Source organism: Pseudomonas petrae (assembly GCF_021728295.1).
Classification (GTDB): domain Bacteria; phylum Pseudomonadota; class Gammaproteobacteria; order Pseudomonadales; family Pseudomonadaceae; genus Aquipseudomonas; species Aquipseudomonas petrae.
This window is the reverse complement of the sequence record NZ_JAKJXE010000011.1, coordinates 107,173-121,057: the sequence shown is the minus strand read 5'-3', so window position 1 is coordinate 121,057 and position 13,885 is coordinate 107,173. Positions and strand designations below refer to the sequence as shown.

At 59.6% G+C, this 13,885-nt stretch carries 15 protein-coding genes; 11 read left to right on the top strand and 4 right to left on the bottom strand.

What is annotated here, in order from left to right:
* Positions 1–173: 173 nt before the first annotated feature.
* The 7 genes from L4G42_RS19360 (at position 174) to L4G42_RS19330 (ending at position 6,205) form a co-directional block, all read left to right on the top strand.
* Positions 174–1,835, top strand: a complete 1,662-nt coding sequence (locus L4G42_RS19360; RefSeq protein WP_237253317.1) for an OFA family MFS transporter — start codon at positions 174–176, stop codon at positions 1,833–1,835.
* A gap of 290 nt (positions 1,836–2,125) precedes the next feature.
* Positions 2,126–2,719, top strand: coding sequence for an imidazoleglycerol-phosphate dehydratase HisB (gene hisB, locus L4G42_RS19355; RefSeq protein WP_065987388.1), 594 nt, complete (start codon positions 2,126–2,128; stop codon positions 2,717–2,719).
* Positions 2,719–3,357 carry an imidazole glycerol phosphate synthase subunit HisH gene (gene hisH, locus L4G42_RS19350; RefSeq protein ID WP_237253316.1) on the top strand — a complete coding sequence of 213 codons (639 nt, stop codon included), beginning with the start codon at positions 2,719–2,721 and terminating at the stop codon, positions 3,355–3,357. The genes hisB and hisH overlap by 1 nt, the downstream gene beginning before the upstream one ends.
* A complete protein-coding gene (locus tag L4G42_RS19345; protein WP_237253315.1) occupies positions 3,357–3,617 on the top strand; it encodes a DUF2164 domain-containing protein in 261 nt (86 codons plus the stop codon). The genes hisH and L4G42_RS19345 overlap by 1 nt, the downstream gene beginning before the upstream one ends.
* Before the next feature lie 77 nt (positions 3,618–3,694).
* The gene (gene hisA / locus L4G42_RS19340; RefSeq protein ID WP_237253314.1) at positions 3,695–4,432 is read left to right on the top strand and encodes a 1-(5-phosphoribosyl)-5-[(5-phosphoribosylamino)methylideneamino]imidazole-4-carboxamide isomerase; all 738 of its coding nucleotides are present in this window, start codon (positions 3,695–3,697) and stop codon (positions 4,430–4,432) included.
* A gap of 121 nt (positions 4,433–4,553) precedes the next feature.
* On the top strand, positions 4,554–5,324 hold the full coding sequence (hisF, locus tag L4G42_RS19335; RefSeq protein WP_237253313.1) for an imidazole glycerol phosphate synthase subunit HisF: 771 nt from the start codon (positions 4,554–4,556) through the stop codon (positions 5,322–5,324).
* Between the two features lie 125 nt (positions 5,325–5,449).
* The gene (locus L4G42_RS19330) at positions 5,450–6,205 is read left to right on the top strand and encodes a substrate-binding periplasmic protein (protein ID WP_237253312.1); all 756 of its coding nucleotides are present in this window, start codon (positions 5,450–5,452) and stop codon (positions 6,203–6,205) included.
* A 25-nt stretch (positions 6,206–6,230) separates the two neighbouring features.
* Here the strand turns inward: L4G42_RS19330 and L4G42_RS19325 are convergent, their stop codons facing one another.
* The 4 genes from L4G42_RS19325 to gpmI all read right to left on the bottom strand — a co-directional run bounded on the left by L4G42_RS19325 (position 6,231) and on the right by gpmI (position 11,391).
* On the bottom strand, positions 6,231–7,031 hold the full coding sequence (locus tag L4G42_RS19325; protein WP_237259206.1) for a divergent polysaccharide deacetylase family protein: 801 nt from the start codon (positions 7,029–7,031) through the stop codon (positions 6,231–6,233).
* A 1-nt stretch (position 7,032) separates the two neighbouring features.
* Positions 7,033–8,364, bottom strand: coding sequence for a S41 family peptidase (locus L4G42_RS19320; RefSeq protein WP_237253310.1), 1,332 nt, complete (start codon positions 8,362–8,364; stop codon positions 7,033–7,035).
* Positions 8,365–8,394: 30 nt separating this feature from the next.
* Positions 8,395–9,717, bottom strand: a complete 1,323-nt coding sequence (locus tag L4G42_RS19315) for a murein hydrolase activator EnvC family protein (protein ID WP_237253309.1) — start codon at positions 9,715–9,717, stop codon at positions 8,395–8,397.
* Between the two features lie 138 nt (positions 9,718–9,855).
* On the bottom strand, positions 9,856–11,391 hold the full coding sequence (gpmI, locus tag L4G42_RS19310) for a 2,3-bisphosphoglycerate-independent phosphoglycerate mutase (RefSeq protein ID WP_237253308.1): 1,536 nt from the start codon (positions 11,389–11,391) through the stop codon (positions 9,856–9,858).
* A gap of 161 nt (positions 11,392–11,552) precedes the next feature.
* Here gpmI and L4G42_RS19305 point away from each other — a divergent pair, with 161 nt between their 5' ends.
* The 4 genes from L4G42_RS19305 (at position 11,553) to L4G42_RS19290 (ending at position 13,840) form a co-directional block, all read left to right on the top strand.
* Positions 11,553–11,966, top strand: coding sequence for a rhodanese-like domain-containing protein (locus L4G42_RS19305; RefSeq protein ID WP_237253347.1), 414 nt, complete (start codon positions 11,553–11,555; stop codon positions 11,964–11,966).
* Position 11,967: 1 nt separating this feature from the next.
* Entirely contained in the window at positions 11,968–12,222 is a 255-nt protein-coding gene (grxC, locus tag L4G42_RS19300; protein ID WP_065987377.1) for a glutaredoxin 3, read from the top strand.
* Positions 12,223–12,298: 76 nt separating this feature from the next.
* Positions 12,299–12,799 carry a protein-export chaperone SecB gene (gene secB / locus L4G42_RS19295; RefSeq protein ID WP_237253307.1) on the top strand — a complete coding sequence of 167 codons (501 nt, stop codon included), beginning with the start codon at positions 12,299–12,301 and terminating at the stop codon, positions 12,797–12,799.
* A gap of 279 nt (positions 12,800–13,078) precedes the next feature.
* A complete protein-coding gene (locus L4G42_RS19290; protein WP_237259205.1) occupies positions 13,079–13,840 on the top strand; it encodes a hypothetical protein in 762 nt (253 codons plus the stop codon).
* The last annotated feature ends 45 nt before the right edge of the window (positions 13,841–13,885 follow it).

Sequence of the window (13,885 nt, the reverse complement as noted above, 5' to 3'; positions counted from 1 at the left end):
CTTTTCAGCGGCAAATGGTAATCTCGCGCCACTCGCCAGCCTTGCTGCGTCGAATTGTCACGTAAAGAGATGTTCTGCCGATAAACCACCGAGGCCTGCGTGCTTTAAGAGTGGTGGCGGAGCGATGTCGCTGTTCTTGCGGGATACAACTATAAATTGGGGGCAACAATAAAATGACTACGAGCACTGCTCTGGGCGGTACTGCCGCTCAGCCTGCGTTCTTGTCCAAAGAGCGCATTATCGCCAAAAGCGGTTTCAACCGTTGGCTGGTTCCGCCAGCTGCATTGGCAATCCACCTGTGTATCGGCATGGCCTACGGCTTCTCGGTGTTCTGGCTGCCGCTGTCCAAGGCAGTCGGCATCAAGACCGCTGTCGCCTGCCCGGCTGACATGGGTTTCTTCGAGCAAGTCATTTCGTCCAGCTGTGATTGGCCGATCTCCATGCTCGGCTGGATCTACACCCTGTTCTTCATTTTCCTGGGTTGCTCCGCAGCCATCTGGGGCGGCTGGCTGGAACACGCAGGCCCGCGCAAGGCCGGTGTTGTATCGGCACTGTGCTGGTGTGGTGGTCTGCTGATCTCGGCGCTGGGCGTTTATACGCACCAGATCTGGCTGATGTGGATCGGCTCGGGCGTGATCGGCGGTATCGGTCTTGGCCTGGGTTATATCTCGCCGGTCTCGACGCTGATCAAGTGGTTCCCGGACAAGCGCGGCATGGCGACCGGCATGGCGATCATGGGTTTCGGCGGTGGCGCGATGGTAGGCGCTCCGCTGGCAACCGCACTGATGAGCCACTTCGCCACGCCTGACAGCGTTGGTGTCTGGCAGAGCTTCGTGGTCATGGCGGTGATTTACTTCGTCTTCATGATCGGCGGCGCACTGTCCTATCGCGTTCCGCCGACCGGCTGGAAACCTGAAGGCTGGACCGCTCCGGCGAAGAAAGCCAACAGCGCGATGATCACCAACCGCCACGTGCACGTTAGCGTTGCGTGGAAGACTCCACAATTCCGTCTGGTCTGGCTGGTGCTGTGCCTGAACGTTTCGGCAGGTATCGGTATCCTTGGCATGGCTTCGCCCCTGCTGCAGGAAGTGTTCGGTGGCAAGCTGCTGGGCACCGATCAAGCCTTCAACCAGCTGGAGCCCTCGCAACTGGCGGCCATCGCGGCCATCGCAGCGGGCTTCACCGGTCTGCTGAGCTTGTTCAACATCGGCGGTCGTTTCTTCTGGGCATCGTTCTCGGACTACATCGGCCGTAAAGCCACCTACTTCGTTTTCTTCGCGCTGGGCTTCCTGCTCTACGCGTCGGTACCGACCCTGGGTCACTTGGGCAGCGTTGCGCTGTTCGTGGCGGCGTTCTGCGTCGTGCTGTCGATGTACGGCGGCGGTTTCGCGACCGTTCCGGCTTACCTGGCCGACCTGTTCGGTACGCAAATGGTGGGCGCGATCCACGGTCGCCTGCTGACCGCCTGGGCTGCCGCTGGCGTGCTTGGCCCTGTGCTCGTGAACTACCTGCGTGAGTACCAACTGAGCCACGGCGTTGCACGCGCCGATGCTTACGACATCACCTTGTACATCCTCGCGGGTCTGCTGGTGCTGGGCTTCATCTGCAACCTGCTGGTGCGTCCGGTGGCCGACAAATACTTCATGACCGACGAGCAATTGAAGGCTGAACAAGCCATCGGTCACGATGCCGGCGCTGATCACAGCACTTCGCTGGAATGGAGAGCGGACCCAGGCACCAAGCCACTGGCGATTCTGGCCTGGCTGGCAGTAGGCATTCCGTTGGCGTGGGGCGTGTGGATCACTCTGCAGAAAACTGCGGTGTTGTTTCACTAAAACCCTGGCGGTGTCGGCCTGACCATCGTCAGACCGACCCCGCACCTTGTAGGAGCGCGCTTGCCCGCGATTGCGATTCGTCTGCCACGCATGTATTGCCTGGCACACCGTCATCGCGGGCAAGCGCGCTCCTACAGTTTGGCGGCGGCTTGTACTGGCTTGTACGCACATGTCTAACGCATGTGGCCCCGCATTCCCCTCGGTCTGGCATTGCTCGCTTCATGTTTCTGTTTCCCCGCCACACGCCTATAATGGCCGCCTTTTCGCCCAATGATTTTGCGGAGCTGGTGATGGCCGAACGTATGGTGTTCGTCGAGCGCGACACCCTGGAAACCCAGATCAAAGCCTCGATCAACCTGGATGGCACAGGAAAGTCCCGATTCGATATCGGCGTTCCTTTTCTTGAACACATGCTCGACCAGATCGCCCGTCACGGGCTGATCGATCTGGACATCGAATGCAAAGGCGACCTGCATATCGACGATCACCACACCGTGGAAGACGTCGGCATCACGCTGGGTCAGGCGTTCAGCAAAGCCATCGGCGACAAAAAGGGCATCCGTCGCTACGGCCACGCCTACGTCCCGCTGGATGAAGCGCTGTCGCGCGTGGTCATCGACTTCTCCGGTCGGCCTGGCCTGCAAATGCACGTCCCGTACACCCGCGCTACCGTGGGCGGCTTTGATGTGGACCTGTTCCAGGAGTTCTTCCAGGGCTTCGTCAACCACGCCAATGTCACGCTGCACATCGACAACCTGCGCGGCCACAACACCCACCACCAGATCGAAACCGTCTTCAAGGCGTTCGGCCGTGCATTACGTATGGCAGTAGAGCTCGACGACCGCATGGCTGGCCAGATGCCGTCGACCAAAGGCGTGCTGTAATGCAGACCGTTGCCGTAATCGACTATGGCATGGGCAATCTGCACTCGGTGGCCAAAGCGCTGGAGCACGTCGGCGCAGGTCGCGTGCTGATCACCAGCGATGCCGACGTCATCCGTGAAGCTGACCGTGTCGTGTTTCCCGGTGTCGGCGCGATTCGCGACTGCATGGCGGAAATTCGCCGCCTGGGCTTCGATACCCTGGTGCGTGAAGTCAGTCAGGACCGTCCGTTTCTCGGCATATGCGTAGGCATGCAGGCGCTGATGGAGCGCAGCGAAGAGAGTGGCGGCGTCGATTGCATCGGCGTATTGCCCGGTCAGGTGCGCTTCTTCGGCAAGGATCTTCACGAAGACGGCGAGCACCTGAAAGTCCCGCACATGGGCTGGAACGAAGTGGCGCAGGCCGTGGATCACCCGCTGTGGGCCAACATTCCGGACATGGCGCGGTTCTATTTCGTACACAGCTACTACATCGAATCGCCGAACCAGCAGCAGATCGTCGGTCGCGGCCACTACGGTCGTGACTTCGCCGCCGCATTGGCTGATGGCTCGCGCTTCGCCGTGCAATTCCACCCCGAGAAGAGCCACACCCATGGCCTGCAGTTGCTGCAGAACTTCGCGGCGTGGGACGGCCGTAGGTAATGAGCAAGAAGACCAAACCGCCGATTCTGACCCTCACTCCCGAGCAGGAGAGCGAGGCGTGCCACACGATCAAGCGGTTCATGGAAGACCGTTTCGAGCTGGAGCTGGGTTCGTTCGAAGCGGCTGAAATTCTGGAATTGTTCACCCGCGAGATCGCGCCGCATTACTACAACCGGGCGATCTTCGATGTTCAGACGCACCTCAAGGAGCGTTTCGAAAGCATCGAAAGCGACTTGTGGGCGTTGGAGAAGAGCAGCTAGAAGCTTCAAGCCTCAAGCTGCAAGAATTAGTAGAGATGCCACTTGCAGCTGGCAGCTCTTTTGACGAAGGAAACAGAATGCTCATTATTCCCGCGATCGACCTTAAAGACGGCGCCTGCGTGCGTCTGCGCCAGGGCCGGATGGAAGATTCCACCGTGTTCTCCGATGATCCGGTAAGCATGGCTGCCAAATGGGTCGAGGGCGGCTGCCGTCGCTTGCATCTGGTGGACCTGAACGGCGCGTTCGAGGGTCAGCCGGTCAATGGTGACGTCGTGACGGCGATTGCGCGTCGTTACCCCAATCTCCCGATTCAGATCGGCGGCGGGATCCGCTCGCTGGAAACCATCGAGCACTACGTCAAAGCCGGCGTGAGTTACGTGATCATTGGCACCAAGGCGGTCAAGGACCCTGACTTCGTCGCCGAAGCCTGCCGCGCGTTCCCGGGCAAAGTGATTGTGGGCCTGGATGCCAAAGACGGCTTCGTCGCCACCGACGGCTGGGCTGAGGTCAGCACGGTGCAGGTGATCGATCTCGCCAAGCGCTTTGAAGCCGACGGCGTCTCTGCCATCGTTTATACCGATATCGCCAAAGACGGGATGATGCAGGGCTGCAACGTCCCGTTCACCGCCGCGCTGGCCGCCGCGACCCGCATTCCGGTGATCGCCTCGGGCGGCATTCATAACCTGGGCGACATCAAGGCGCTGCTCGACGCAAAGGCACCGGGCATCATCGGCGCAATCACCGGTCGCGCGATCTATGAAGGCACGCTGGATGTGGCCGAGGCCCAGGCGTTTTGTGATCAGTACTCGGTCTGATTTGTAGGAGCGCGCTTGCCCGCGATAGCGGTGTGTCAGGCGCTCAAAATAGAGGGGCTGCTGACGCAATCGCGGGCAAGCGCGCTCCTACAGGTGGCCAATATTTCGGAGATTGACCCTCATGGCCCTCGCCAAACGCATCATCCCTTGCCTCGACGTCGACAACGGCCGTGTGGTCAAGGGCGTGAAGTTCGAGAACATCCGCGACGCCGGTGATCCGGTCGAGATCGCCCGGCGTTATGACGAGCAGGGTGCCGATGAGATTACCTTCCTCGACATCACCGCCAGCGTCGATGGCCGCGACACAACGCTGCACACTGTCGAGCGCATGGCCAGTCAGGTGTTCATCCCGCTGACGGTGGGTGGCGGCGTGCGCACCGTTCAGGATATTCGAAACCTGTTGAACGCCGGTGCAGACAAGGTCTCGATCAATACCGCCGCGGTGTTCAACCCCGAGTTCGTCGGTGAAGCTGCTGCCCGCTTCGGCTCGCAGTGCATTGTCGTTGCCATCGATGCCAAGAAGGTCTCGCTGCCCGGCGAAACCCCACGCTGGGAAATCTTCACCCACGGCGGTCGCAAGCCGACTGGCCTGGACGCGGTGATGTGGGCCAGGAAGATGGAAGACCTCGGTGCCGGCGAAATTCTGTTGACCAGCATGGATCAGGACGGCATGAAGAACGGCTTCGACCTGGGCGTGACCCGGGCGATCAGCGATGCCCTCGGCATCCCGGTCATTGCTTCCGGTGGCGTCGGCAATCTGCAGCATCTGGCAGATGGCGTGCTGGAGGGTCATGCCAGCGCGGTGCTGGCGGCGAGTATTTTTCACTTCGGCGAATACACCGTGCCGGAAGCCAAGGCGTTCATGGCGAAGCAGGGGATTGTGGTTCGCTAAACGGCTGCGTGGTCCGGAGCGACGAGGCACGTCCGCGCTGAACACGATCATCCCCACCGCCGAACTGGACTTTGCAGGCCGTTAGCGGCACTCTTTTGCCGTCGTCAGGATCAGGTGCCAGGGATATGTTCAAAGGTGTTTTTCTCGCACTGGTCAGCGTCGCGACATTGCTGTCAGGAGCCGTCCGGGCCGACGATACGCCAGCCTATTCAATGGTGCTGCTGACCGAAAACTTCCCCCCTTACAACATGGCTACCGACGGCAAGAATTTCGCCCAGGAAGCCAACATCAAGGGCATTGCGGTTGAGGTGGTGCGCGAGACCTTCAAGCGCGCCGGTATCGGCTACAACCTGACCCTGCGCTTCCCCTGGGATCGCATCTACAAACTGGCGCTGGAAAATCCCGGTTACGGCGTGTTCGTGACCGCGCGATTGCCCGAGCGCGAAAAGCTCTTCAAGTGGGTCGGACCGATCGGCCCGGATGACTGGATTCTGCTGGCGCGGGCTAACAGCCCAATCCAGCTGAGTACGCTTGAGGCCGCCCGGTCTTACCGAATCGGCGCCTACAAGGGCGACGCCATTGCGGTGGAGCTTGCGCGTCAGGGCATTAAGCCGATCACGGTGCTCAGCGACAAGGACAACGCCAGGAAACTGGTCGACGGTCAGCTCGATCTGTGGGCCACCGGCGATCCGGCGGGGCGGTACCTGGCGCGGCAGGAAGGCATCACGGGATTGAAAACCGTGTTGCGCTTTAACAGCGCTGAACTGTTTCTGGCCCTCAACAAAGACACACCCGACGCGGTGGTCACCCGGCTGCAAGGCGCGCTGGATCGACTGCGCAAAGAAGGCGTGGTCGATTCGATTTTCGCCAAATACCTCTAACGACCTCTAGCGAAGCGCCTTCGGCCTAGCGATAAAACCCATTCTTGCCATGCCCGGCCATCGCTTCGTTGCCGCGAATGCTGATCATGTGGCGCAACTCAATCCAGTCGATGCCTTGAGCTTTAAGCTTGGGCAATTCGCGCTCCAGCACATCCAGCGTCACCGGATAGGGGTGACCGATCATCACCGCAGAGCCCTGTTTGTGAGCCAGTTTGATCGCCGTCTGCAATTGGCCGCTGATGGCCTCCGCAGTGCGCTCGTCGTCGAGGAAGACATCCCTGGAAACACTGGCCAGCCCAATCTTCTGCGCTTCGGCCGCCGCGACGGTTTTGGCGCTGGTGCGGCTGTCGACCAGAAACAGATGGCGTCGCTGCAGCTCGCCCACCAGCCAGCCCATGGCCACCGGCTCGGCCGTCATGCGGCTGCCCATGTGATTGTTGATGCCAGCGGCATAGGGGACTTTCAGCAGCGCGGCGTTCAGGCGCGATTCGAGTTCGGGCAGCGGCAGTTCGGGATGCCAGGCGTACGGCCCGGTCGCCGGGTCCATGGGCATGTGCAGCATGACCGTCTTGCCAGCCTTGTGCGCCTGACGGGCAAACTCGGTGGCGTGGGGCGTGTCGGGCATGATTGCCAGCGTCACGGGGCCGGGAAGGGCCAGCGCGCGGCTGTCCCGTTCAGGATTTTGTCCGAGATCGTCGATGATCAGACTGAGATAGGCGACCTTCGGCGCCTTGCCGCCGGTCGCCGAAGATTCGGCGGGCGCTGCGTGTGCAGCACCCGTTGTGACGGCAAGGGCGCAGATGAGCCCGGTCAACCAGACGCGCATCTCAATTGCCGCGCGTGACACTCAAACCCTTGAGCAAGCTGAGGCCCTGGTTCATCTGGTAGTCGTCGTCCTGCGGACGTGCCTTGCCAGCCTTGGCCTTGGTGGTCGGTTTGTCCGCGCCGCCGTTGCCGTTGCCCAAGTGACCGAGCAGATCGGCCTCTTTGTAGTTGTCGCCATCGGCTTCGGCGGTCAGCTTGGCGCGTTTGACCTCGATGTCCGGGTTGATGCCCTGGGCCTGAATCGAACGTCCGTTCGGCGTGTAATACAACGCCGTGGTGATCTTCAGCGCGCGGTCGTTGGCCAGCGGCAGAACGGTCTGCACCGAGCCTTTGCCGAACGTATCGGTGCCCATCAGGATGCCGCGCTTCTGGTCTTGCAAGGCGCCGGCGACGATCTCCGACGCCGAGGCGCTGCCGCCGTTGATCAGCACAACGAGAGGCACGCCCTCGCTGGCGTCGGCCGGGTCTGCCGAGAAGCGCAGCTCGGAGTTGGCGATGCGCCCTTTGGTGTAAACGATCAGCCCCTTGGTCAGGAAGTGGTCAGCCACTTCAACTGCCGCCTGCAACACACCGCCTGGGTTGTTGCGCAGGTCGAGGATCAGGCCGCTCATCTTCTTGCCGTTGTCCTTGCGCAGCTTGGCCAGGGCCTTGCCGACTTCCTCACCGGTCTTGACCTGGAACTGGGTGATGCGGATGTAGCCGTAACCCGGCTCCAGCATCTGCGCTTTCACGCTCTTGACCTGAATGGTCGCGCGCGCCAGCGTCACGTCGAACGGGGTGCCGCCGTCACGGACCAGGGTGAGCGTGATTTTCTCGCCGATCTTGCCGCGCATCTTGTCCACGGCTTCCTGCATCGTCTGGCCTTGGGTCGGCGTGCCGTTGATCTTCACGATCAAATCACCTGCCTCGATGCCGGCCTTGGACGCAGGGGTGTCATCGATGGGGGAGACGACTTTTACAAAGCCGTCTTCGACGCCCACTTCGATACCCAGCCCGCCGAACTCGCCGCTGGTGCTTTCCTGCAGTTCCTGGAAATCTTCCGGGCCCAGATAAGCGGAGTGCGGATCGAGATTGCTGAGCATGCCCTTGATGGCGTTTTCCAGCAGGGTCTTGTCATCCACGGGTTCGACGTACGCGGCTTTGATCCGGTCCATGACCTCGGCGAAGGTGCGCAGCTCGTCGAGCGGCAGCGGCGCCTTGACGTTCGCGGCGTTGGCGGGCGCAGTGGCGGCGGGCGCAGCAGCAGGTGCGGCGCCGGCAGCCTGGGCAAGAGGCGCGCCGATAACCACGGCGATAGTCAGGGCCAGCGAGGTGAGGCGGGACGAAAACAGCATGTCTTACGAACTCCTGAGTGAGGTGTCGACTTATCCTTGAGTGCGACACCATTGGGCCGGATCACTAGGGCGACCCTGCTGACGAATAGCGAAATACAACGCCGGAGTGTCCTGACCACCACCACTGTTACCAACAGTGGAGATCGCTTCTCCGGCTTTTACGACGTCACCGGCCTCTTTCAACAGGCTCTGGTTGTGACCGTACAGACTCAAATAACCATTGCCGTGGTCGAGAATGACCAGAAGCCCGGCGCCGCGCAACCAGTCGGCGAACACCACCCGGCCACCGTGCACCGCACGGACCTGGCTGCCTGCAGCCGCACTGATCATCACGCCATCCCACTTGGTGCGTTCGTCATCGCCACGGCTTTCACCGAATCGCGCCAACAGTCGACCATCGACCGGCCAAGGAAGTTTTCCCTTCGCTTGCTCAAAAGCGCCGCCGTACGACTGACCGGCGCTGGAAACCATCGCGCCGGGCGCTTTGGTTGGGCGACGAGGGGCCTCATCGCTGTCGTCCTTCGCATCGTCTTTAGCACGGTTTTTCGCCAGCGCTTCCTGCTCGCGCTGCCGTTTTTCGGCCTCTTGCTGCGCCAACAGCGCTTTCTGACGGGCCTCTTCGGCTTCGCGGGCCTGGCGGGCGAGGGTTTCTTCGATAGTCTTGAGGACCTTGGTCAGGTCGGCTTGATCCTGCTGCCGCGACTGCAGCTTCTGGTCGCGAACCTTGTAGTCCTGATTCAGCTTGGCCAGCGCCACCTGACGTTCCTGGCGAACGGTATCGAGCTGGGCTTTCTGGTCATCCAGCGAACTCTTCTGCACCAGGAGTTGCGCTTGCTGCAGGTCGATGTCTTTCTCGACGCCGGCCAGCTGGCGCAGGGTTTCATTGAAGTTGCGCAACTGCTCCAGGCGGGCCTGGCTCAAGTAATCGTAATAGGTGAGGGTGCGGGCGAATTTTTCGGGGTTCTGCTGATTGAGCAGCAATTTGAGGTATTCCTGGCGGCCGCTCTGGTAAGCAGCGCGGGCCTGGATGGCGATCAATCGTTGTTGTTCAACGCGTGCGCTCTGGAGTTTTTTTTTCTCCTGGTCGAGCCGTTGCAGCTCGCTTTCACTCTTTTTTAGTTCCTTTTGCAGGGCCTCCACCTGCTTTTCCAGCTTGCCCATCTGAGTTTCAGTGGAGCGCAGGTCTTTCTGGACGCCGGACTTTTCTTCCTGCAACTGGCCCAGCGCTTTCTTCAGTTCGGTGATGTCCTGACGCGTGGCATCCAGCTGTTTCTGCGTTTGTGCGCGATCATCGTCGGCGAAGGCCGGATTGAGCAGGCAAATCAAAGCGAGGGTGATCAGGGCGCGAAGCATGAGGTTGGGCGATACCAGGAGTGAAGACGGGCCTAGTATGCCCGGCGGTGGCTGCAAAAAAAACGCTCGGACGACGTGGCCGTCAGAGATTTCATACAAAACCGGCCCGCCAGAGACTGGCGGACCGGTTCAAGGGGCTTACTTGGCGACCAGAATCGGCGTGCCGGTCATTTCTTGCGGGATTTCCATGCCGAGCAGCGTGAGCATGGTCGGTGCAACGTCCGCCAGAACGCCACCTTCGCGGACCTTCAGGTCACGTTTGCCCACATAAATGAACGGTACCGGCTCAGTGGTGTGCGCAGTGTGGGGCTGGTGGGTTTCCTCGTTGGTCATCTGTTCGACGTTGCCGTGGTCGGCCGTGATCAGCGCTTCACCGCCGACTTTTTCCAGCGCCTGGGTAATGCGGCCGACGCAGACGTCCAGACATTCAACGGCCTTGACCGCCGCTTCCATGATCCCGCTGTGGCCCACCATGTCGCCGTTGGCGTAGTTCACGACGATCACGTCGTAACGCTGATGCTCGATGGCGTCGACGATTCTGTCGGTGACTTCCGGCGCGCTCATTTCTGGCTGCAGGTCGTAAGTGGCCACTTTCGGTGAAGGGATCAGGATGCGTTCTTCGCCGGGAAACGGTTCTTCACGGCCGCCCGAGAAGAAGAATGTCACGTGGGCGTACTTCTCGGTCTCGGCGATGCGCAGCTGCGTTTTGCCGTTGTTCGACAGGTATTCGCCGAGCACGTTGTGCAGGCCGGCTTTTTCGAACGCCGCCGGTGCGTCGATGCTGGCCGCATACTTGGTCAGCGTGACGAAGCCGGCCAGTTTGGCCTGACGGCGACGGGCGAAGTCCGCGAAATCGTCTTCGACGAATACGCGGGTCAGTTCGCGGGCACGGTCGGAGCGGAAATTCATGAACACCACTGCATCGCCGTCTTCGACTGTCACCGGCGCGCCGATGCTGGTGGCTTTGACGAATTCGTCGTTTTCGCCACGCTCATAAGCGGCGTCCAGCGCGGCCTTGGCGTTGTCAGCGTGGAATTCCGAGATGCCGTCGACGATCAGGTTGTAGGCGGATTCGACCCGGTCCCAGCGATTGTCGCGGTCCATGGCGAAGTAACGGCCAATGATCGTGGCAGTGCGACCTTTGCCCAGGCGCGCGTAGGCCGCTTCCATGGTCTCAAGGTATTGATGGGCGCTGCGCGGTGGCGTGTCGCGGCCATCTAGGAAGGCGTGCAGGTAGATCTTGTCGGCGCCGCGCTTGGCGGCCAGCTCGACCATCGCTACCAGGTGATCTTCATGGCTGTGAACGCCGCCGTCGGACAACAGGCCGAGGATATGCACGGCCTTGCCGGCGCCGACCGCTTGATCGACTGCTTTACAGATGGCGGGGTTTTCGAAAAACTCGCCGTCGCGGATCGCTTTGGTCACGCGGGTGAAGTCCTGATACACCACGCGGCCGGCACCCAGGTTCATATGGCCGACTTCGGAGTTGCCCATCTGCCCGTCAGGCAGACCGACATCCATGCCGGACCCTGAGATCAAGCCGTTTGGCATGGTCTGGTACAAGCGATCGAAGGCCGGCATCTTCGCTGCGTAGACCGCGTTGCCGTGGTGGCTGTCGCTGTGACCGAAGCCGTCCAGGATGATCAGAACCAAAGGTTTAGGCGTGGTAGTCATAAATCCCACTCTTGGCTAATAGGTGAAGTAGAAAAAAGATCGACAGTTTAGGGACAAGTTCAAATCAGCGACAAGCTAAACGGCGTCACTGCCGTACGGGCTTTGGCCCACCTTGGGGGCTGTGTATACTGGCCGACATTTTAACGCCCTGGAACCTGATGATGGTTGCTCACCTGATTGAATTTGCCACGAATCACTATTTGCTGACGGGTGCTTTCGTCATCCTGCTGGGCCTGCTGATCGCAACGGAGCTTAGCAAAGGTGGCCGCAGCCTGAGCACCGGCGAACTGACCACCCTGGTCAACCGCGATGAAGCCGTTGTCATCGACGTCCGCGCCAAGAAAGATTTCACTGCCGGCCACATCGTCGGCGCCGTGAATTTCCCCCAGGACAAAATCCTGACCCGCACTGCGGAGCTGGAGAAATTCAAGCCTAAAACCCTGATCATCGTTGACGCCGCCGGCCAGCACGCCGGCCATACCGCACGCGAACTGCTGAAAGCGGGCTTCAACGCCGCCAAGCTGTCCGGTGGTATTTCGTCGTGGCGCGGTGACAACCTGCCGCTGGTGAAGTGAAATGACCGACGTCGTCGTCTATTCCAGCGATTATTGCCCATATTGCTCCCGCGCCAAGTCGCTGCTGGCGGGCAAGGGCGTTGGCTTCCAAGAGATCAAGGTCGACGGCAAGCCACAGATTCGCGCTGAAATGACCAAGAAATCCGGGCGTACCTCGGTTCCGCAGATCTGGATCGGCTCGGTCCATGTTGGCGGTTGCGATGACCTGTTCGCTCTGGAGCGCGCCGGCAAGCTGGATAAGCTGCTGAGCGCCTGAATTCGAACCGGGATGTGGAAACGATGGTTTTTTGCACAGCCCGGAAGCCTACAAGACCTCAATGCAAGGATTTGAGATGACTGATCAACCGAATAACGGCGCCATTTCCAACGAAGAAGAAGCACCGCAGTTTTCCCTGCAACGCATCTACGTTCGCGACCTGTCGTTCGAAGCGCCAAAAAGCCCGGCGATCTTCCGTCAGGAATGGACCCCGAGCGTCAGCCTGGACCTGAACACCCGCCAGAAGCAGCTGGAAAATGACTTCTACGAAGTCGTGCTGACCCTGTCGGTCGAAGTGAAGAATGGCGACGAAATCGCCTTCATCGCTGAAGTCCAGCAAGCCGGTATCTTCCTGATCAAAGGCCTGGATGCCAGCTCGATGAGCCACACCCTGGGCGCGTTCTGCCCGAACATCCTCTTCCCGTACGCTCGCGAAACCATCGACAGCCTGGTTGTCCGTGGTTCGTTCCCTGCGCTGATGCTGGCCCCGGTGAACTTCGACGCCCTGTACGCGCAAGAACTGCAACGCATGCAGGAAAGCGGCGAAACGCCAACGCCAACGCCTACCGTTCAGTAAGCGTTGTCGCTGCAATAAAAAAGCGCCTGTGATGGGCGCTTTTTTGTGGGCGTTTGTTCTCGGCTGGATGACGACGGCCTGGTTATCTATTTGCCGGCATTCTCAGGTATTCGAATTAATTACCACGGTGTTTCCAGGTTTCTGGTTAGTCGCAATTACAGTTGACCGGTTTATTTCGATTTGGTCTTTAAGGACGCTTGTATTGTTGATGACCTCTTTTACTATTAGGGAGGGCAGGGTTTTTCTGCCCCCCCTAAACAGTCACATGGATGAACGGTTATGAACAGTGAGAGAGATGGCGCGGTTGACGGTAACGTAGGTGAGTGCAGTAATCCAGGTTTTCAGTTTTATACAAATACAGGCCATATTAACTATCAGAGCCTACAGGAAGGAAAGCTGAGTTTTGGTTGGTTGAAGGGTGAGTCGTTAGTTAATCATCCTCGAGGGAAAGTGAGCGTTGAGTTCCAGCCAGACTCAGGTGACAGCTTTGTCGCCGACCCGCATGAGTTCGCGATTGAAGACACAGATACAGCAATTAGTGTACTCACCGAGGATATCGCACTTGAGCTCAGCAAGGAGAAGACTACCTCGTTAATCAACAAGGTTACAACCTTCAGAGCCAAGGTGGTTGAGGGAAGTTTTAAGGCCTATGGGGTAGATAGAGTAATATTGTTGATAAATGACCAACTGCCTCCTTTGAAGTGCGCCAACATTGTTCCTGACAAGGCGGAGTTCGATCTGGACGCGACGACTCAAACGTATCTGGTTTTTAGTCAGGAAGCACCTGGCGGTAGATCGGGTACCGTAGCCCCAGTGATAGTCGCCGGCAATTTGACTTTCTCGGTAACGCCTGTGGCGTTTTATGAGAATTCTGGCAGGAGCCGGGGGGCGTTAAATATCACAATGGCAAAGAGATATTTGCGCGACTTAATAGGTGAGGAAGTATTCGTCGGGTGCAGATGGAGTTTTGGGCAAGGGGGTGAATACAAAGAGTACTATTCCGAAATGCGGAAGTTGAAAGTTACAGGCACCCCGGCCTGAGTGTTTTATAGCTATCGTGCGAGCCCCCGGTTTAGCCGAGGGCTT

Bases quoted from the DNA above. Each gene is read 5' to 3' on its own strand.
- L4G42_RS19360 (WP_237253317.1), top strand. From the start codon at position 174: ATGACTACGAGCACTGCTCTGGGCGGTACTGCCGCTCAGCCTGCGTTC.
- hisB (WP_065987388.1), top strand. From the start codon at position 2,126: ATGGCCGAACGTATGGTGTTCGTCGAGCGCGACACCCTGGAAACCCAG.
- hisH (WP_237253316.1), top strand. From the start codon at position 2,719: ATGCAGACCGTTGCCGTAATCGACTATGGCATGGGCAATCTGCACTCG.
- L4G42_RS19345 (WP_237253315.1), top strand. From the start codon at position 3,357: ATGAGCAAGAAGACCAAACCGCCGATTCTGACCCTCACTCCCGAGCAG.
- hisA (WP_237253314.1), top strand. From the start codon at position 3,695: ATGCTCATTATTCCCGCGATCGACCTTAAAGACGGCGCCTGCGTGCGT.
- hisF (WP_237253313.1), top strand. From the start codon at position 4,554: ATGGCCCTCGCCAAACGCATCATCCCTTGCCTCGACGTCGACAACGGC.
- L4G42_RS19330 (WP_237253312.1), top strand. From the start codon at position 5,450: ATGTTCAAAGGTGTTTTTCTCGCACTGGTCAGCGTCGCGACATTGCTG.
- L4G42_RS19325 (WP_237259206.1), bottom strand. From the start codon at position 7,031: ATGCGCGTCTGGTTGACCGGGCTCATCTGCGCCCTTGCCGTCACAACG.
- L4G42_RS19320 (WP_237253310.1), bottom strand. From the start codon at position 8,364: ATGCTGTTTTCGTCCCGCCTCACCTCGCTGGCCCTGACTATCGCCGTG.
- L4G42_RS19315 (WP_237253309.1), bottom strand. From the start codon at position 9,717: ATGCTTCGCGCCCTGATCACCCTCGCTTTGATTTGCCTGCTCAATCCG.
- gpmI (WP_237253308.1), bottom strand. From the start codon at position 11,391: ATGACTACCACGCCTAAACCTTTGGTTCTGATCATCCTGGACGGCTTC.
- L4G42_RS19305 (WP_237253347.1), top strand. From the start codon at position 11,553: ATGGTTGCTCACCTGATTGAATTTGCCACGAATCACTATTTGCTGACG.
- grxC (WP_065987377.1), top strand. From the start codon at position 11,968: ATGACCGACGTCGTCGTCTATTCCAGCGATTATTGCCCATATTGCTCC.
- secB (WP_237253307.1), top strand. From the start codon at position 12,299: ATGACTGATCAACCGAATAACGGCGCCATTTCCAACGAAGAAGAAGCA.
- L4G42_RS19290 (WP_237259205.1), top strand. From the start codon at position 13,079: ATGAACAGTGAGAGAGATGGCGCGGTTGACGGTAACGTAGGTGAGTGC.